Source organism: Pseudomonas sp. SDI, assembly GCF_003105155.1.
GTDB lineage: Bacteria > Pseudomonadota > Gammaproteobacteria > Pseudomonadales > Pseudomonadaceae > Aquipseudomonas.
On record NZ_QETK01000015.1, the window covers coordinates 21574 to 39552 of the forward strand.

Consider the following 17979-nt stretch of genomic DNA (forward strand, 5'->3'; position numbering starts at 1 on the left):
CCCAGCACAATGTGCGACCTTTCCAGCGTCACCCGTAGGAACCTGCATGAAAATCGACAAACCCACTGCCATCGCCCGTCGCAATCAGGAACTGGCCAAGCCGGTCCTGACCAGCACCAACACCCTGTTCGCCGTGCTCGACAGCAAGCGCAGCCTGTGGTGGTTCGATGTACCGGTGGCGTTCATCTACAACGGCGTCACCGACTGGGTGAACCTGCTGCTGCACACCCCGGAAACCGACGAGTTGCAGCACCTTAAGGTGCCGGTGAACTTCCTCAAGGCGCATCTGGAAAGCATGGAAGTGCGCAATCCGCGCAAACGCCGCTCGACCATCAGCCTGGCGCTGAGTGCCGATCGCGACGCGAAGCTGCAGGACCTGCGTCCAGGCGGCAACAACCTGAGTTTCGCCGCCTTCCTGCAAGGTTGATCAGACCAGCTCGATGCGGTCCGGGTGAATGACGATGCGGCCGTCCTTGTACAGGGCGCCGATCGCTTTCTTGAAGTTGCCCTTGCTCACCCCGAACAGCTCGCTGATCAGCTGCGGATCGCTCTTGTCGCTGACCGGCAGGCTGCCGTTGGCCGCCTTGAGCTTGTCGAGGATCTTCTCGTTGAGGGTGCTGGCCAGGGCCTGGCCCACGGGCTGCAGGCTCAGGGCGATCTTGCCGTCGCTGCGCAGTTCCTTGATGTAGCCCTTCTCCTGCTTGCCCGAACGCAGGAACTTGAACACTTCGTTCTTGTGGATCAAGCCCCAGTGCTTGTTGTTGATGATCGCCTTGAAACCCATCGGGGTTTCTTCGACCACCAGCAAATCGACTTCCTGACCGACCGTGTAGTTGGCCGGCAGTTTGTCCAGGTAGCGGTCCAGCCGCGCGGTGGCAGTGATGCGGCGGGTACGCTTGTCGAGGTAGGCGTGCACCACGCAGTACTCGCCAGCCTTCATCTGACGCTTCTCTTCCGAGTACGGCATCAGCAGGTCCTTGGGCAGGCCCCAGTCGAGGAACAGGCCGATGCTGTTGATCTCCTTGACCTTGAGGCTGGCGAACTCACCGACCTGCAGTTTGGTTTTTTCCGTGGTGGCGATCAGCTTGTCTTCGCTGTCGAGGTAGACGAAGACGTTCAGCCAGTCTTCCACCTCGGTGGGCGTGTCCTTGGGAATGTAACGATTGGGCAGGAGGATCTCGCCGTCCGCCCCGCCGTCCAGGTACAGACCGAAGTCCGTGTGCTTGACCACTTGCAAAGTGTTGTAACGCCCAACTAAAGCCATTTCCGCAAATCCTCGATGCAAGGGCGGCATTCTACCACCTGAGTTGAACCGAGCGTGACCGCCTTGTTCTATAAAGACAAGCAAGCCTTCGCAAGGATTCGCTCATGTACGCCTGCCTGTCCAAGTACCTGCGCCCGCTCCTCCTGCTGGTGCTCCCCGGCCTGGTATTACTGGCCTGCACCCGTATCGACCTGGCTTATCGCAACCTCGATGTGCTGGTGCCGTGGTCGCTCAGCGATTACCTGAACATGAACCGCCAGCAGAAGGACTGGCTCAACCAGCGGCTCAAGCAGCACCTGGCCTGGCATTGCCGGACGCAGTTACCGGGTTATCTGACCTGGCTGGACGGCGTGCGCAGCATGGTCGCGAGCAATGCAGTCAGCGACGAGCAGTTGCGCGGGCAGACCCAGCAGGCCAAGGCGGCAATTGCCAAGGTGGCCGAGCAGATCACCCCGTCGGCGGCGCAGCTGCTACGCGGAATGAGCGATGAACAGGTGCGCGGGTTGCGTGAAGCGTTTACCGAGGATATTCAGGCGCGTCAGGCCAAATATGTAAAGACACCACTGGCCAAGCAGGTGGCGGCGCGCAGCCAGCGCATGGAAAAGCGCTTGAGCGATTGGCTGGGCGAGTTGAGCCCGCAGCAGCGCGTGCGAGTGATGAGCTGGTCGCAGGCGCTGGGCGAGCAGAACCGCCAGTGGATTGCCAACCGGGCCTCTTGGCAGCAGCAGTTCAGCGCGGCGATGGAGCAGCGCCAGACACCAGCATTCGAGCCGCGGCTGGCACAGTTGCTCAAGGACCGCGAGAGCCTGTGGACGCCGGAGTACCGCCAAGCCTATCAGCACGCCGAGCAGGAGGCGCGCCGTTTGCTGGTGGACCTGATGGCGCAGAGCAGCCCGGCACAGCGCCAGCATCTGCAGGAGCGGCTGAGCAAGATGCGGGCGGATTTCAGCAACTTGAAATGCCTGAAAGGCTGAGGCCGTCCCTACCCTACTCAGGCCCGCAAGCGCCGCTGCGCCGCGATCTCCGGCAAGTCCCGGCGCCGTAGATAGACCCGCAACGGCTCGGTGATGTTCAACCGTTCATCCACATTCTGCGCTAGCAGAACTTCGATCAAGTCCCGGCGCAAACTCATCAGCTCTCCCTCCACCGCTGCCCACACAAACTCACAACTGGGAATAATGCTCGCATCCGCCACGTCCATGCCGAACGAGTCTTCGCTAAAGCGCACGATGTGCTTGCCACTCTTGTGATTGAAGCCCACAAAGCCTTTGAGCTGGTCGGCCGCGGCGCAGATATCCTGGGATGTGATGTGCATGTCAAACCTCGCTGAAGCACCCCAGCAGGGATGCAGAACAAAAGGGATTGGCACGCGGGGCGGAAGACAACTGGCATCCCTCTGACGGGGACACTCGAAGGCCTGTCAGCCTACTAAAGATCGAGAGCCGCCGCCAGCAACTGCGCCAGCCAGCAGCGGTAAGCCCTGCGGTTACTCCTGAACCTGCACACTGGCGGTCATCCCGGCACTCAGCGGCAGGTTGTCAGGCACCGTGTCGAGCTTGATCCGCACCGGAATGCGCTGGGCCAGGCGAACCCAGTTGAAGGTCGGCTCGACCTCGGCCAGCAGTTGGCTGTCGGGGGTGGCGTTACGGTCGGTGATACCGCGGCTGATGCTTTGTACGTGGCCTTGCAGTGGCTCGCCGGCACTCATCAACCAGACTTTCACCGGCGCACCGACCTTGATCCGCGGCAGCTTGGTCTCTTCGAAATAGGCTTGCACATAAAAGGTCGAATCGTCGACCAGGGCCATCACCGATTGCCCGGCATTGACGTAGTTGCCTTCGGCCAGGCGCAGGTTGGTGATATGCCCGTCGCGAGGCGCCTTGACCTGACTGCGGGCAAGGTTCAATGCCGCCACCTTGACCTCGGCCTGGGCCTCGCGCAATTCGCCACGGGCCACGGCGGCGCCGATCTGGGCGTTCTCGCGCAGCTCGGCACTGATCGCCTGCGGGCCCAGGGCAGCGCGGCGCGAGGCTTCGTGTTCGCGCAGGCGCAGTTGCTGCTGACGGGTTTCGGCGACGGCACTGGCTTTATCGAGCGCCGCCTCGAAGCGCTCGCGGTCGATCGACATGAGCAGCTCGCCGGCTTTGACCTGCTGGTTGTCCTGCACGTTCAGCTCGCGCACCCAGCCGGACACATCCGGGGCGACGATGACCACATCGGCACGGATCTTCGCGTCGCGGGTCCAGGGCGTGAGCATGTAGTACTGCCAGAGCTGGAAGCCGGCGAACAACGCCACCGCCACCAGGCTCAAGGTTACTGCGACACGTACGGAGGTACGCATTTTCGAACTCCTTATAAAGGCCCCAGGCCAAGCGTCACCAGGGTCAGGATACAAACGAACAAGGCACAGTCGAACAGCGCTTCGTGCCAGATCCAGCGGCCGATCGGGGTCAGGCGTAGCAACAGCCGCAACGCCCCGGTCAGCAGCAACGCCAGCAACGCATAAAGCAGAAACGGGCTGAGCAGCACCCCGCCCAGCGCCCACTCACGCAAGCCCATGGATTTCCTCCTGCCGCTGGCACCATCTGCCCCAGCTTTTCTGTAATTGCAGCACCGCACCGACCGCCAGGCGCAGGGGGTCGCTGCGGGGCTGCTGTTCCAGCGCAGCGATGAACGCGGCGCTGGCGGCGTCCAAGCGCTGCCCCCGACCGGCGCCGGGGCCTTCGGCAAGCACCCGCTCCAGCGCGCGCAAATAGGCATGCTCGGCCCGCCCTAGCGGGGCCTGGGCCACCGCCAGGCACATACGCAGGTGCAGCAGCTCGTCGCCGATGTCCAGACCATGCAGGCCGTCATCCCAACTGCCGCGATCCTGTTCCGGCAACGCCGCGTAGTGCCGCGCCAGTTGCAGCAGCCGGTCGGCCATACGCCCGCCGAACCAGGTTTCGGCGCCCCGCAGCTCGCGCCGGGTCAGCCGCACCAGGTCACTCTGGGTCGCGGCGCGCAGGCGCTTGCCGTGCCAGTAGGGGTTGCGCAACACCAGCAGCTTGAACGCCAGCACCGCAGCGCCCACCCCGAGCAGCATCGCCTGCGCACTATTAAGGAACACACCGACATCGAAATGCATGCTGTTGAGCGGCGCCACCAGCACGATGAAGTGCAGGCAATAGGACGTGGCGGTCGCGCCGATCTTCGGATTGGCCATGCCCAGCGCACCGAAGAACAGCGGCACGCCCATCCCCATGCAGAGCAGAGCGAAGCCGCTCCACTGCGGCAGCAGGATCTGCCCGACGAAAAACGCTACCGGGATCGCCAGGAGAATCCCACGCAGAAAGCTCATGCCGATTTGCGCGCCGTTCTCGCGGCTGGCAAACAGGCTGCAGACCACGCAAGTGAGCACCAGCCCGCCGGGCGCAGCACTCCAGGCAGTGGCCAGCCAAAAGCCGGCCATGGCCAGAAACGCCAGGGCACTGCGCGAACCGAACAACAGCGCCAGCGATAGATCGCGGTGCACGGCGAGGCTGCCCGGCAGATCGCTCGGTGCCTTGCCCTCCTCCACCGCCTTGAGCGCGAGGCTGGCAGCCATGGCGGTGTCCAGCAGCAGGGTCATGCGCGCCAGGCAATAGTGCTCGTCGGAGCTGTTGCGCGCGTCGTGCGCGGCATCCCAGACACGCTGACGCAACACCAGCAAGGCGCCTTGATCGCTCGTCGCCAGGGCCGCACGAACCTCGTCGAGCCAGGGCGCCATATGCCGCGCCTGGGTTTCGTCGAGTTGCCGCCACTGCCGGCGCACCGAGCGGGCAATGCGCAACAGCACCAGCAGTTTCTGGCTGAGGCCGCGAATCGCCCGCGCGCGTTGGCGGCCTAGGCTGCCTTCGAACCAGGCATGTTCGCGCTGGGCGTCGACGGCCACGATCCGCCCGAGAATTTCCAGCAAGCCTTGCCGGCCCTGCTCATCGCCGGCCAGGGTGGCGCTGGCCGCGTTCATCCCCGATTGCCAGGCCTGACGGGCCTGACCGCCCAGCTGTTGCTCGACGCGCAACGGCCAGAGCAAGGCACTGGCCAGCGTGGCGCAGATAATCCCCAGGCTGATCTCGGTGCAGCGCGCCACAGCCTGGTCGAATACCAGCAGCGGGTGGTTGATGGCCGGCAGGGCAATGATCGCCACGGTGTAGCCGGCGAGCACGAAGGCGTAAGCCCAGGCACTGCGCAGCAAGGTGGAACAGGCGGTGCACAGCGCCAGCCACAAGGCCAGCGCCAGCAAGAACAGCCAGGGGGTCTGGGCAAAGACACCAATGAAGGCCACCGACATGAGGGTCCCGACCAGCGTCCCGAACAGCCGGGCCAAGCCCTTTTGCAGGACCATGCCGGACAGTGGCTGGGCCACGATGAACGCGGTCATCAGCGCCCAGGCGGGTTGTTCGAGACCCCAACGCAAGGCCAGCCATAGCGCCAGACCGCCACCTAGCAGGGTTTTGATGGCGAATTGCAGGGCAAGCTTGTTGGGTGCCAGTAAAGCCAGCAGAGTGATGGGCACGACGTAAACCTTGCTGAGCAGTGTTGTAAAGATAGACACAGAATGAAGGAAAAGTCGGAGACGAATTATTAGCTAGCTAACGATAAATCGTAAAGAACAATTTCCTGCGGCAGGTTTTCAATCGGCTAATTACTTAACACCTGCGCAGGCCGGCGAACCTTGATGGTATGCGCTCCCCCAACACAAGGAGCACCCTCATGCCGTTGAAAAAAACCAAACTGAGCGCCGGCCTGGTTGCTGGCATCACCGCCCTTGGCTTGTTCAACCTATCCCACTCCCAGAACGCACGCGCCGAAAACATGTGCGGCCCTTTTGTCTGCAGCCCGCTGCCCGGTATCGGTGAGCTGTGCTGCATGTCCGACGAACGCCTCAAGCAAGAAATCACCCCGCTACGCGATCCGATCGCCCACCTACAGGCATTGCGCGGTGTTTCCTACCGCTTTAAAAGCGATGGCAAACGCGACGTCGGCCTGCTGGCTCAGGATGTCGAGAAGGTGTATCCGGAACTGATCGTGGAGCAGAATGGCTATAAGGCGCTCGACTACCAGAAACTGGCAGCGCCCTTGATAGAAGCGGTGAAGGTCCTGGACCAGCGCCTGTCTGCCCTGGAAAAGCAGTGACACGGCAGGATTTGTCGAATTTCGGGCACAAAAAAAGCGACCCTAGGGTCGCTTTCTCTGTTGCTTCCGGGTGTTCAGTGGGCCCTGGAAGCTAAATATGGCGCGGCGGACGGGACTCGAACCCGCGACCCCCGGCGTGACAGGCCGGTATTCTAACCGACTGAACTACCGCCGCGCTATACATCGAGAAGTGGTGGGTGATGACGGGATCGAACCGCCGACCCTCTGCTTGTAAGGCAGATGCTCTCCCGGCTGAGCTAATCACCCTTTCGTCTCGGTGTGGCGCGCATTCTACGGAGCAGCTAACACTCTGGCAAGCACTTTTTTAAAAAAATTTTTCAGGCCTTCCAATGACTTAGCGGGGTTGGCCTGAGGAGGCTGCTCGGAGAATAATGCCCTCCTTAGTAAAGAGGAGAGATTCACCCCATGTGGTTCAAAAACCTGCTGACCTATCGCCTCACCCAGGACATCCCCTTCGACGCGCAAGCACTGGAAGACGCCCTGGCCAGCAAGCCGGCGCGCCCCTGTGCCAGCCAGGAGTTGACCACCTACGGTTTCGTCGCTCCCTTCGGCAAAGGCGAAGATGCACCGCTGGTGCATGTCAGTGGCGACTTCCTGCTGGTGGCGGCACGTAAAGAAGAACGCATCTTGCCGGGCAGCGTCGTACGCGATGCCGTTAAAGAGAAGATCGAAGAGATCGAAGCCGAGCAGATGCGCAAGGTCTATAAGAAGGAGCGCGACCAGATCAAGGACGAGATCATCCAGGCCTTCCTGCCGCGGGCGTTTATCCGGCGCTCGATGATCTTCGCCGCCATCGCGCCGAAACAAGGCTTGGTGCTGGTCAACTCGGCGAGTGCCAAGCGCGCCGAAGACCTGCTGTCGACCCTGCGTGAAGTGCTCGGCTCGCTGCCGGTGCGCCCAGTGACGGTGAAGATCGCGCCGAGCGCAACCATGACCGACTGGGTGAAAACCCAGCAAGCCGCGCCCGACTTCTATGTACTGGACGAGTGCGAGCTGCGCGACACCCACGAAGACGGCGGCATCGTCCGCTGCAAACGTCAGGACCTGACCAGCGACGAGATCCAGATGCACCTGGGCACCGGCAAGCAGGTCACTCAGCTGTCGCTGGCCTGGCAGGACAAGCTGTCCTTCGTGCTCGACGACAAGATGGTGATCAAACGCCTGAAGTTCGAAGAGCTGCTGCAGGATCAGGCCGAGGAAGACGGCGGCGACGAGGCCCTGGGCCAACTGGACGCCAGCTTCACCCTGATGATGCTGACCTTCGGCGACTTCCTGCCGGCGCTGTACGAAGCGTTGGGTGGCGAGGAAATTCCGCAGGGGATCTGATTTTCCATCTATATAGAAGGAGACGTTGCCGGCACCTTATAGAAAGAAGCCGGCCTCGCCCCCTGGGCGGGGCTTGCCCCCCGAGCGCAAGATGTGCAATATAGTGCGCACTGTGAGGACGACCTCACGACGCACTGCGTGACCGCTCCGGGGACGGCCCCATCATTCGATGGAGTATTAGCATGTCCTGGATCATCCTGTTTTTCGCCGGCCTGTTCGAAGTCGGCTGGGCGGTCGGCCTGAAATACACCGACGGCTTTACCCGCCCGCTACCGACCGCCCTCACCGTCGCCGCCATGGCCGTCAGCCTTGGCTTGCTCGGCCTGGCGATGAAGGAACTGCCGCTGGGTACGGCCTACGCGATCTGGACCGGCGTCGGCGCCATCGGTACGGTAATCGCCGGGATCATCCTGTTCGGCGAGTCGATGGCCTTCATGCGCCTGCTCAGCGTCGGCCTGATCGTCGCCGGCCTGATCGGCCTCAAGGTCAGCGCCAGCTGACCTTGCCTGCCCTTTCCTAACGAGCCGTTCCGCGCAAGGCGCTGACCTGCTCGCGCAACAACGCCGGCTCCGCTGCCTCCACCGCAACAGCGGAACCGGCCACCAGCGTTACCCGCGACCACAGCCGCCGGAAGAAGCCCTTGGCCGGATCGCGGCTGAAGAAGCTGCCCCACAACCTCTGCAACGCCAGCGGGATCACCGGTACCGGGGTCCGTTCGAGGATGCGCATCAGGCCGCCCTTGAACTCGTCGATTTCGCCATCGCGGGTCAGCTTGCCTTCCGGAAAGATGCACACCAGCTCGCCGTCGGCCAGGTAAGCGGCAATCCGCTCGAACGCCTGCTCATAGGTCGCCAGGTCTTCGTTGCGCCCGGCAATCGGGATGGCCCCGGCCGTGCGGAAGATGAAGTTCAACACCGGCAGGCGGTAGATCTTGTAGTACATGACGAAGCGGATCGGCCGCCGCACCGCACCGCCGATCAACAGCGCGTCGACGAACGAAACATGGTTGCACACCAGCAAGGCCGCGCCTTGGTCGGGAATCTTGTGCAGATCGCGGTGTTCGACCCGGTACATGGAGTGGCTGAGCAGCCAGATCATGAAGCGCATGCTGAACTCGGGGACGATGCGGAAGATGTAGGTGTTGACCGCGATATTGAGCAGCGAGACCACCAGGAACAGCTGCGGGATGCTCAGCTTGGCCAGGCTCAGCAGCACGATGGTGACAAGTGCCGAGACCACCATGAACAGGGCGTTGAGGATGTTGTTCGCGGCGATCACTCGCGCCCGCTGATGCTCCGGGGTCCGCGACTGGATCAGCGCATACAGCGGCACGATATAGAAGCCGCCGAACACGCCCAGGCCGAGAATCGACAGCAGGATCCACCAGGCCTTGCTCAGGCCGAGCAGTGCCAGCCAGTCATACGGGGCGGCCGCCTGCGGAATATCACCGGAATGCCACCACCAGAGCAGACCGAACAGGGTCAGGCCGAACGAGCCGAAGGGCACCAGACCAATTTCCACCTTGCGTCCGCTCAGGCGCTCACACAGTAACGAACCGATGGCGATGCCGACCGAGAACAGGGTCAGGATCAAGGTCACCACCGTTTCGTCGCCGTGCATCCATTCCTGGGCGTAGGCCGGGATCTGCGTCAGGTAGATCGCCCCGACAAACCAGAACCACGAGTTGCCGACAATCGAGCGCGAAACTGCCGGGGTCTGGTTCAGGCCCATGCGCAGGGTGGCCCAGGTCTGGGCGAAAATGTTCCATTGCAGCTTCAGCTCCGGGGTCGAGGCCGCGGCGCGCGGGATGCCACGGCTGGCCAGGTAACCGAGCACGGCCACCGAGACCACGGCGCTGGCGACCACGGGGGCGTAGTTGCCGACCGACATCATTACCCCGGCGCCGATGGTACCGGCAAGGATGGCCAGGAAGGTGCCCATTTCCACCAGGCCGTTGCCGCCGACCAGTTCCTCTTCGCGCAGGGCCTGCGGCAGGATCGAGTACTTCACCGGACCGAACAGTGCCGAGTGGGTACCCATGGCGAACAGCGCCAGTAACATCATCCACAGCTGGTTATAAAGGAAGCCGATGGCTCCGACGGTCATGATTGCCACTTCGGCGAGCTTGATCAGGCGGATCAGCGCGTCCTTGGCGTATTTTTCGCCAAACTGCCCGGCCAGTGCCGAGAACAGGAAAAATGGCAGGATGAACAACAAGGCGCAGACGTTGACCAGCAACGAGCCATCGCCGCCAAGGCTGAGCTTGTAGAGGATGGCGAGGATCAGCGACTGCTTGAACAGGTTGTCATTGAACGCGCCCAGCGACTGGGTCACGAAGAAGGGCAGAAAACGCCGCTTCTTGAGCAAGGCAAATTGTGAGGGATGACTCATCGTCCATGGTCCTGAGTGGGGCTTTGTGGTTGGAGGAAGCCTGAACGCAAAAAGCCACAGAAGCGTGGGGAAATGCAACCATAGGCATCCCGGATCCCCGTAGGACTGTTCCCTTATTAAAGGAGGGTGAGCTGTGAGAGCCAGCTTTTGCCGACGCCCACAGGGTTGGCTGATACAGCGAGAGCGTCAGCTCGCCGCGATGCACGGCGACACAAACAACTCGCCACGCCAGGCCCCACGCAGCGTGCGGCTGGCCACCAGCAGCCACAACCCGGCCAGGGCCATCACCAGCACCCCGCCCATCACCGCGAAGAAGCCCAGGTGCAGCCACTCGGCCAGTTTCAGCGTGGCCAGCGCATACACCCCCAACGGGAAGGTGAAGCCCCACCAGCCGAGGTTGAACGGCATGCCGTGCCGCATGTAGCGCAGGGTGATCAGCACTGCCGTCAGCAACCACCACAAGCCGGCGCCCCACAGCACGATCCCGGCCATCAGGCCCAGGCCGCGGGCAATCTCGCCCAGCCCACCGAGACCATTGGCGGCAAACACGGCCGGCGCGTCGCCGCCCAGTACCAGCATGCCCAGCGCCCCGGTACCGATCGGGCCCAGCGCCAGCCAGCTCGATGCCGCCATGTTGGCGTGTGGCAGTTTATGCAGGGCCATGCGCAACATGAGAATGGTCAGAATGCTGAAGGCCACCGGCAACGACACCGCCCACAACACATAGCTGGTGATCAGCACCTGGAACTGTCGGTGCGCATCGAGCAGGTGCGGCGCCAGCAGGCCACCGCTGGCCGCAGCCACTTCCGCAGCCACCACCGGCAACAGCCAGACAGCGGTCATCTGATCGATGCTGTGCTCCTGGCGGGTGAACATCAAGTACGGAATCGCCACCCCGCAGAGCAGCGCCAGCCCCACATCGAACCACCACAACGCCTCGATCCACGGCAGCAGGCCATCGCCCCAGCGCGGCAGGCCGAACAGCAGCGCACCGTTGAGAATGGTGGCCAGGCCCATGGGGATGGTGCCGAAGAACATCGATACGGTGGAGTGCGCGAAAATCCGTCGCGCCTCGTCGAAGAACATCACCCAGCGCGCGGTGTACAGCAGCGAAAACAGCACGAACAAGCCAATGGTCAGCAGCCAAAGGCCTTCCGCCGGCCCGGCCAGCGCCGGCACCGCCACCTGCTTGAGCGCTAGCGCCAGCACCCCGGTGCCCATGGTCGCGGCAAACCAGTTGGGGGTGAACTGACGGATCACTTCACGCGGGTGCGCCAGCTGGCTGAACGGCCGCAAGGGATGAGTGGTGGTTGAGCAAAGCATAATTCAGTCTCCTGTCCTCTGCTGAGGTGGACTTCATCTTATGCTTCGGAAGAATATCCATATAACGGGTAATTTCTCTATCTGTTATCGATTTTGCAGATATACAGACACCCCTCGCCGCCCGCCGAGAGACTGGCGTATGCTCGCGTAACCCCTGAAAACGCCAAGGACATGGCAATGCTTGCTCGCCTCAAAGGCTACTCCGCCGAAGTACGTTTATTGCTCTGCACCACCTTCATCCTGACCCTGGCGCGGGCGATTACCCTGCCCTACCTGGTGGTGTACCTGTCGCAAACCTTCACCCTCGACATCAGCGGTATCGGCCTGACGATTGGCGGCGCGCTGATCGTTGCTTCGCTGCTGAGCCTCTACGGCGGCTATCTGATCGACCAACTGCGCAGCTACACGGTGATCGTCGGCGCGACGTTGCTATTTGCCGCGGCCTTTGTCGGTGCCTTCGCCAGCCGGCAGTTGGGCCTGTTCTTCTTCTGCCTGGTGCTGATCAACCTGATGCTGGCGGTGGTTGATATCGCTGCCAAGGCCGGCTTCTGCGCGCTGTTGCCGGTGGAGGAGCGCGGCGAGGTGTTTTCGATCAAGTACACCCTGAGCAACGTCGCCTATGCCGTCGGGCCGTTCGTCGGGGTGGCGCTGGTGCTGCTCGACCAGCACCTGCCGTTTCTACTGTCGGCCGTGCTCGGCCTGGCCATGTGCCTCAGTTACCGGCGCTGGGGCGAGCGCTCGGCGCGAGCTCGCCTGGAGGAACAGGCAGCCCCGGGCTTCATGGCTGTCGGCCGGCAATTACTGGGCGATCAGCGGCTGATTTACTTCACGCTGGGCGGTGCCCTCAGCGCCATCGTCTTCGGCCAGTTCACTGCGTACCTGTCGCAGTACCTGGTAACCACCACCGATGCCCAGCAAGCCAACCTGACCATCAGCTACCTGGTCGCCACCAACGCGGTGACGGTGATCGCCCTCCAGTATGTGATTGGCCGGCGCATCAGCAGCCGGCAACTGATGCCCTGGCTGCTGGCCGGGATGGCGCTGTTCCTGGTCGGGTTGCTGGGCTTTTCCGTGGCCCAGTCGCTGCTGATCTGGTGCCTGGCGATGCTGGTGTTCACCCTCGGCGAAATCATCGTGATCCCGGCCGAATACATGTTCATCGACAGCATCGCCCCGGAGCATCTGCGCGGGGTGTATTACGGCGCACAGAACCTGTCGAACCTGGGCGCGGCCCTCGGCCCGGTGATCTGCGGTTTCGCCTTGGCACAGCTGGTGCCGGTGGCGATGTTCTACCTGATGATGCTGGCGGTGCTGCTGGCGGGGCTGTTCTATTACTTCGGGGCGCGCCGGGCATCGCCGGCGAAAACCGTCTAAACCTGCGACGCTCTGCCACTGCTACCTTGGTCGGCGCTGACGAACCGCGAGCGGCGTGCCAGACTGATTGATCGAGGTAGGCTGCCAAGGTTGGCGCTGTGCGTTTTGTTTAGTTCGGAGTTTTCATGTCGCTGTCCAGTGGGCTGATCGCCGGGGTCGCCCTGGCCTATATGGCCATCATGTTCGCCATCGCCTTCTACGGCGACCGTCGCAGCAAACCCTTGCCGCCGCGCCTGCGTGCCTGGGTGTACAGCCTGTCGCTGGCGGTGTACTGCACCAGCTGGACCTTCTTCGGCGCGGTCGGCCAGGCCGCCGAACAACTCTGGGCGTTCCTGCCGATCTACCTGGGCCCGGTGCTGCTGTTGCTGTTCGCGCCCTGGGTGCTGCAGAAGATGGTACTGATCAGCAAGCAGGAGAACATTACCTCGATTGCCGACTTCATCGCCGCACGCTACGGCAAGTCGCAATCGCTGGCGGTGGTGGTGGCGCTGATCTGCCTGGTCGGCGTGCTGCCCTACATCGCCCTGCAGCTCAAAGGCATCGTGCTCGGCGTGAACCTGCTGATCGGCGCCAGCGCCGATGCCACCGGCAGCCGCGTGCAGGACACCGCGCTAGTGGTTTCGCTGGTCTTGGCGCTGTTCAGCATCATCTTCGGCACGCGCAGCCTGGACGTCACCGAACACCACCGCGGCATGGTGCTGGCGATTGCCTTCGAATCGATCGTCAAACTGTTCGCCTTCCTCGCCGTCGGCGCCTTCATTACCTACGGTCTGTTCGACGGCTTTGCCGACCTGTTCAACCAGGCCCGCCTGGCGCCGCGCCTGGACGCCTACTGGCAGGAAACCATCAACTGGCCATCGATGATCGTCCAGACCGGCGTGGCGATGATGGCAATCATCTGCCTGCCGCGGCAATTCCACGTCACCGTGGTGGAGAACATCGAACCGCAGGACATGCGCCTGGCCCGCTGGGTGTTCCCGATGTACCTGATCCTTGCCGCGCTGTTCGTGGTGCCGATTGCCCTGGCCGGGCAGATGCTGCTGCCGAGCGCGGTGATCCCGGACTCCTTCGTCATCAGCCTGCCGCTGGCCGAGGCGCATCCGGCGCTAGCCCTGCTGGCGTTCATCGGCGGTGCATCGGCGGCCACCGGCATGGTGATTGTCGAGGCGGTGGCGCTGTCGACCATGGTCTCCAACGACATGCTGCTGCCGTGGCTGCTGCGACGCAACAACGCCGAGCGGCCGTTCGAGGCGTTCCGCCACTGGATGCTCTCGGTGCGCCGGGTGACCATCGTGGTGATCCTGCTGCTGGCCTACGTCAGCTACCGCCTGCTCGGCTCCACCGCCAGCCTGGCGACCATCGGCCAGGTGGCGTTCGCCGCCGTGACCCAACTGACCCCGGCGATGTTCGGCGCACTGTACTGGAAGCAGGCCAACCGCCGCGGGGTGTTCGCCGGCCTGGCGGCGGGGATCTTCCTCTGGTTCTACACCCTGGTGTTGCCGATTGCCGCGCACAGTGTCGGCTGGCCGCTGGAGCTGTTCCCCGGCCTGGCCTGGCTGCACGGCAACCCGCTGGACCTGCCGATCACCCCGCTGACCCAGGGCGTGGTGCTGTCGCTGGCAGGTAACTTCACGCTGTTCGCCTGGGTGTCGATTCTGTCCCGCACGCGGGTGTCCGAGCACTGGCAGGCCGGGCGCTTCATCGGCCAGGAAACCAGCGCGCGGCCGAGCAACCGCTCGTTGCTCGCGGTGCAGATCGACGACCTGTTGAGCCTGGCGGCGCGCTTCGTCGGCGAAGAGCGCGCACGGCAGAGCTTCATCCGCTTCGCCTACCGCCAGGGCAAAGGTTTCAACCCGAACCAGAACGCCGATGGCGACTGGATCGAGCACACCGAACGGCTGCTCGCCGGCGTGCTCGGCGCCTCCTCGACCCGCGCGGTGGTGAAGGCCGCCATCGAAGGCCGTGACATGCAGTTGGAGGACGTCGTGCGCATCGCCGACGAGGCCTCGGAAGTGTTGCAGTTCAACCGCGCGCTGCTGCAAGGCGCCATCGAAAACATCAGCCAGGGCATCAGCGTGGTCGACCAGTCGCTGCGCCTGGTGGCCTGGAACCGCCGCTACCTGGAACTGTTCAATTACCCGGACGGGCTGATCAGCGTCGGCCGGCCGATTGCCGACATCATCCGCTACAACGCCGAACGCGGCCTGTGTGGCCCCGGCGAGGCCCAGGTGCATGTCGCCCGGCGCCTGCACTGGATGCGCCAGGGGCGCGCGCACACCTCCGAGCGGCTGTTCCCCAACGGCCGGGTGATCGAGCTGATCGGCAACCCGATGCCGGGCGGCGGCTTCGTCATGAGTTTCACCGACATCACCCCGTTCCGCGAGGCCGAGCAGGCACTCAAGGATGCCAACGAAGGCCTTGAGCAGCGGGTTGCCGAGCGCACCCATGAGCTGTCGCAACTGAACCAGGCGCTGAGCGAGGCGAAGAGCCACGCAGAAGCGGCGAACAAGTCGAAAACCCGCTTCCTCGCCGCCGTCAGCCACGACCTGATGCAGCCGCTGAACGCGGCCCGGCTGTTCTCCGCCGCGCTCTCCCATCAAGGCGACGGGCTGTCGCAGGATGCCCAGCAACTGGTCCAGCACCTGGACAGCTCGCTGCGTTCGGCCGAAGAGCTGATCAGCGACCTGCTGGACATCTCGCGCCTGGAAAACGGCAAGATCACCCCGGACGCCAAGCCGTTCGCCCTGAGCGAACTGTTCGACACCCTTGGCGCCGAATTCACCGTGCTGGCCCGCCAACAGGGCCTGGACTTCCGCGTGCGTGGCAGCAAGCTGCGGGTCAATAGCGACATGAAGCTGCTGCGACGGATCCTGCAGAACTTCCTGACCAACGCCTTCCGCTATGGCAAAAGCCCGATCCTGCTTGGCGTAAGGCGCCAGCAGGATCGCCTGTGGCTGGAGGTCTGGGACCGCGGCCCAGGCATCGCCGACGACAAATTGCAGGTGATTTTCCAGGAATTCAAACGCCTGGACAGCCACCAGACCCGTGCCGAAAAAGGCCTGGGCCTGGGCCTGGCGATTGCCGATGGCCTGTGCAAGGTGCTCGGTCATCCGCTGGAAGTACGCTCATGGAGCGGCAAGGGCAGCGTGTTCCGCGTCAGCGTGCCGCTGGCCAGCGCCAACAGCGCACCGGTGGCGAGCCCCGCCGAGCAGGCCGGGCAACCGCTGGCCGGCCTGCAGGTACTCTGCGTGGACAACGAGGACAGCATCCTGATCGGCATGAACAGCCTGCTCAGCCGCTGGGGCTGCCAGGTGTCGACCGCGCGCAACCGCGAGGAGTGCGCAGCGTTGCTGGACAAAGGCCTGCGCCCGCACCTGGCGCTGGTCGACTACCACCTCGACGACGGCGAGATCGGTACCGAACTGATGGCCTGGCTACGCACCCGCCTCGGTGAACCGGTGCCGGGGGTAGTGATCAGTGCCGACGGCCATGGCGAAACCGTGGCCAAGGTGCATGCCGCCGGGCTCGACTACCTGAGCAAGCCGGTCAAGCCGGCGGCCCTGCGCGCCCTGCTCAATCGGCACCTGAGCCTGGTTCAGTAAGGCCTTCGGGCAACACCTCGGTGTCGCTCATGGCGCGCTCCAGCAGGTCGGCCGGCAGGCTCTTGCTGGCGCGGGCGCCGAGCAGCTTGAGCTGCTCGCTGCGGCTGATGAGGTTGCCGCGCCCTTCGCAGAGTTTGTTGCGCGCTGCTGCGTAAGCCTTGTCGACCTGCTGCAGACGGCTGCCCAGTTCGTCCAGGTCCTGAATGAACAGCACGAACTTGTCGTACAGCCAACCGGCACGCTCGGCGATTTCCCGGGCGTTCTGGCTCTGCCGCTCCTGCTTCCAGAGGCTGTCGATCACCCGCAGGGTAGCCAGCAGCGTGGTCGGGCTGACGATCACGATCTGCCGGTCGAAGGCTTCTTGGAACAGGTTCGGCTCGGCTTGCAGGGCCGCCGAGAAAGCCGCTTCGATAGGAATGAACAGCAGGACGAAATCCAGGCTGTGCAGGCCTTCGAGGCGGTTGTAGTCCTTGCCGGAAAGGCCTTTGACGTGATTGCGCAGCGACTGCACGTGCTGCTTGAGTGCGGCCTGGGCGATATCGCTGTCGGCGGCACCTATATAGTGCTGGTAGGCCGTGAGGCTGACCTTGGAGTCGACCACCACCTGCTTGTCGCCCGGCAGCATGATCAGCACGTCGGGCTGATAGCGCTCGCCATCGGCGCTCTTCAGGCTGACCTGGGTCTGGTACTCGCGCCCCTTCTCCAGGCCAGCCTGTTCGAGCACCCGCTCAAGAATCAACTCACCCCAGTTACCCTGGGTTTTCTGGCCCTTGAGCGCCTGGGTGAGGTTGTTGGCTTCATCGCTCAGGCGCAGGTTGAGCTGCTGCAGGCGCTCCAGTTCCTTGGCCAACGAGAAACGCTCGCGGGCCTCTTGCTGATAGCTGTCCTCAACGCGTTTCTCGAAGGCCTGAATACGCTCTTTCAGCGGGTCGAGCAGTTGCCCGAGGTGCTGCTGGCTGGCCTGCGCGAAGCGCTGTTCGCGCGCGTCGAAAATCTTCGTGGCCATTTCGGCGAACTGCGCACGTAGCTCATCGCGCGAGCCCTGCAAGTCGGCCAGGCGCTGGGCGTGGCTGTCCTGCTGTTCGCGCAGCTCGGCGCTAAGGCCGGCGCACTGGGCGTCGAGGCGGCGCAGTTCGGCCTCGCGGTTGCTGCGCTCCAACTGCCAGGCGTGGGCGGCGTCGCGGGCATTGTCGCGGTCGATCTGCAGCAGCTCCAGCTCGCGGTTCTGCGCGGCCAGTGTGGCCTGCTTGGCGGCGTTGGCCTGGCCGAGGTCACTGATTTCGTCGCGACAGGCATCGAGTTGCGCCTGCAAGCCTTCCTGCGCCAGCACGGCGCTGTTCAAGCGCTCTTCGGCCAGCGTCGCCTGCGCCAGTTGCGCGGCCACCCGACGCTGCCACTGCAGCAGCACCAGCACCGCCGGCACTGCGGTTATCACCATGCCCAGCAGAATGCTGGGCAGATCCATTGCAGCCATCGACAGCATGCTCACCCCCAATCAAATCCTCCCAGAGCTTACCAGCCCCA

The 17979-nt window shown here is 63.5% G+C and carries 15 protein-coding genes and 2 tRNA genes; 7 read left to right on the plus strand and 10 right to left on the minus strand.

What is annotated here, in order from left to right; translation table 11 throughout:
- Positions 1 to 46: 46 nt before the first annotated feature.
- The gene (locus tag DCO48_RS11860; RefSeq protein WP_116550800.1) at positions 47 to 427 is read left to right on the plus strand and encodes a hypothetical protein; all 381 of its coding nucleotides are present in this window, start codon (positions 47 to 49) and stop codon (positions 425 to 427) included.
- Here the strand turns inward: DCO48_RS11860 and DCO48_RS11865 are convergent, their stop codons facing one another.
- The gene (locus tag DCO48_RS11865; protein WP_116550801.1) at positions 428 to 1264 is read right to left on the minus strand and encodes a S1 RNA-binding domain-containing protein; all 837 of its coding nucleotides are present in this window, start codon (positions 1262 to 1264) and stop codon (positions 428 to 430) included.
- Between the two features lie 104 nt (positions 1265 to 1368).
- On the opposite strand from DCO48_RS11865, the gene DCO48_RS11870 reads away from it, so the two are divergent.
- Positions 1369 to 2238 carry a DUF6279 family lipoprotein gene (locus DCO48_RS11870; RefSeq protein ID WP_116550802.1) on the plus strand — a complete coding sequence of 290 codons (870 nt, stop codon included), beginning with the start codon at positions 1369 to 1371 and terminating at the stop codon, positions 2236 to 2238.
- A gap of 17 nt (positions 2239 to 2255) precedes the next feature.
- On the opposite strand, the gene DCO48_RS11875 is transcribed toward DCO48_RS11870, so the two are convergent.
- The 4 genes from DCO48_RS11875 to DCO48_RS11890 form a co-directional block, all read right to left on the minus strand.
- Positions 2256 to 2579 (minus strand): DUF2025 family protein, encoded by a 324-nt coding sequence (locus DCO48_RS11875; RefSeq protein ID WP_116550803.1) that lies wholly within the window; start codon positions 2577 to 2579, stop codon positions 2256 to 2258.
- A gap of 171 nt (positions 2580 to 2750) precedes the next feature.
- Positions 2751 to 3605 carry an HlyD family secretion protein gene (locus DCO48_RS11880; protein ID WP_116550804.1) on the minus strand — a complete coding sequence of 285 codons (855 nt, stop codon included), beginning with the start codon at positions 3603 to 3605 and terminating at the stop codon, positions 2751 to 2753.
- Positions 3606 to 3616: 11 nt separating this feature from the next.
- Complete coding sequence (locus DCO48_RS11885; protein ID WP_116550805.1) at positions 3617 to 3823, minus strand: DUF1656 domain-containing protein; 207 nt, start codon at positions 3821 to 3823, stop codon at positions 3617 to 3619.
- Positions 3810 to 5798: an FUSC family protein gene (locus DCO48_RS11890; protein ID WP_116550806.1), complete on the minus strand. Its 1989-nt coding sequence runs from the start codon at positions 5796 to 5798 to the stop codon at positions 3810 to 3812. The genes DCO48_RS11885 and DCO48_RS11890 overlap by 14 nt, the downstream gene beginning before the upstream one ends.
- A gap of 197 nt (positions 5799 to 5995) precedes the next feature.
- Here DCO48_RS11890 and DCO48_RS11895 point away from each other — a divergent pair, with 197 nt between their 5' ends.
- The gene (locus tag DCO48_RS11895; RefSeq protein ID WP_165840763.1) at positions 5996 to 6418 is read left to right on the plus strand and encodes a tail fiber domain-containing protein; all 423 of its coding nucleotides are present in this window, start codon (positions 5996 to 5998) and stop codon (positions 6416 to 6418) included.
- A 98-nt stretch (positions 6419 to 6516) separates the two neighbouring features.
- Here DCO48_RS11895 and DCO48_RS11900 read toward each other — a convergent pair.
- Both DCO48_RS11900 and DCO48_RS11905 read right to left on the minus strand, forming a co-directional pair.
- A tRNA-Asp gene (locus DCO48_RS11900) sits at positions 6517 to 6593 on the minus strand.
- 16 nt (positions 6594 to 6609) lie between these two features.
- A tRNA-Val gene (locus tag DCO48_RS11905) sits at positions 6610 to 6685 on the minus strand.
- A 159-nt stretch (positions 6686 to 6844) separates the two neighbouring features.
- Here DCO48_RS11905 and rdgC point away from each other — a divergent pair.
- Both rdgC and sugE read left to right on the plus strand, forming a co-directional pair.
- Complete coding sequence (gene rdgC / locus DCO48_RS11910; RefSeq protein WP_116550808.1) at positions 6845 to 7765, plus strand: recombination-associated protein RdgC; 921 nt, start codon at positions 6845 to 6847, stop codon at positions 7763 to 7765.
- 182 nt (positions 7766 to 7947) lie between these two features.
- Positions 7948 to 8265, plus strand: a complete 318-nt coding sequence (gene sugE / locus DCO48_RS11915; protein ID WP_116550809.1) for a quaternary ammonium compound efflux SMR transporter SugE — start codon at positions 7948 to 7950, stop codon at positions 8263 to 8265.
- A gap of 16 nt (positions 8266 to 8281) precedes the next feature.
- Here the strand turns inward: sugE and DCO48_RS11920 are convergent, their stop codons facing one another.
- On the minus strand, positions 8282 to 10156 hold the full coding sequence (locus DCO48_RS11920; RefSeq protein ID WP_116550810.1) for an MFS transporter: 1875 nt from the start codon (positions 10154 to 10156) through the stop codon (positions 8282 to 8284).
- A gap of 186 nt (positions 10157 to 10342) precedes the next feature.
- Positions 10343 to 11479: a TDT family transporter gene (locus DCO48_RS11925; RefSeq protein WP_116550811.1), complete on the minus strand. Its 1137-nt coding sequence runs from the start codon at positions 11477 to 11479 to the stop codon at positions 10343 to 10345.
- A 177-nt stretch (positions 11480 to 11656) separates the two neighbouring features.
- Between DCO48_RS11925 and DCO48_RS11930 the strand changes: the two genes are divergently transcribed.
- Positions 11657 to 12853 carry an MFS transporter gene (locus tag DCO48_RS11930; protein WP_116550812.1) on the plus strand — a complete coding sequence of 399 codons (1197 nt, stop codon included), beginning with the start codon at positions 11657 to 11659 and terminating at the stop codon, positions 12851 to 12853.
- 125 nt (positions 12854 to 12978) lie between these two features.
- Positions 12979 to 16455: a PAS domain-containing hybrid sensor histidine kinase/response regulator gene (locus tag DCO48_RS11935; protein ID WP_116550813.1), complete on the plus strand. Its 3477-nt coding sequence runs from the start codon at positions 12979 to 12981 to the stop codon at positions 16453 to 16455.
- Here the strand turns inward: DCO48_RS11935 and rmuC are convergent.
- Positions 16427 to 17812 (minus strand): DNA recombination protein RmuC, encoded by a 1386-nt coding sequence (gene rmuC / locus DCO48_RS11940; protein ID WP_165840765.1) that lies wholly within the window; start codon positions 17810 to 17812, stop codon positions 16427 to 16429. The genes DCO48_RS11935 and rmuC overlap by 29 nt on opposite strands.
- Between the last annotated feature and the right edge of the window lie 167 nt (positions 17813 to 17979).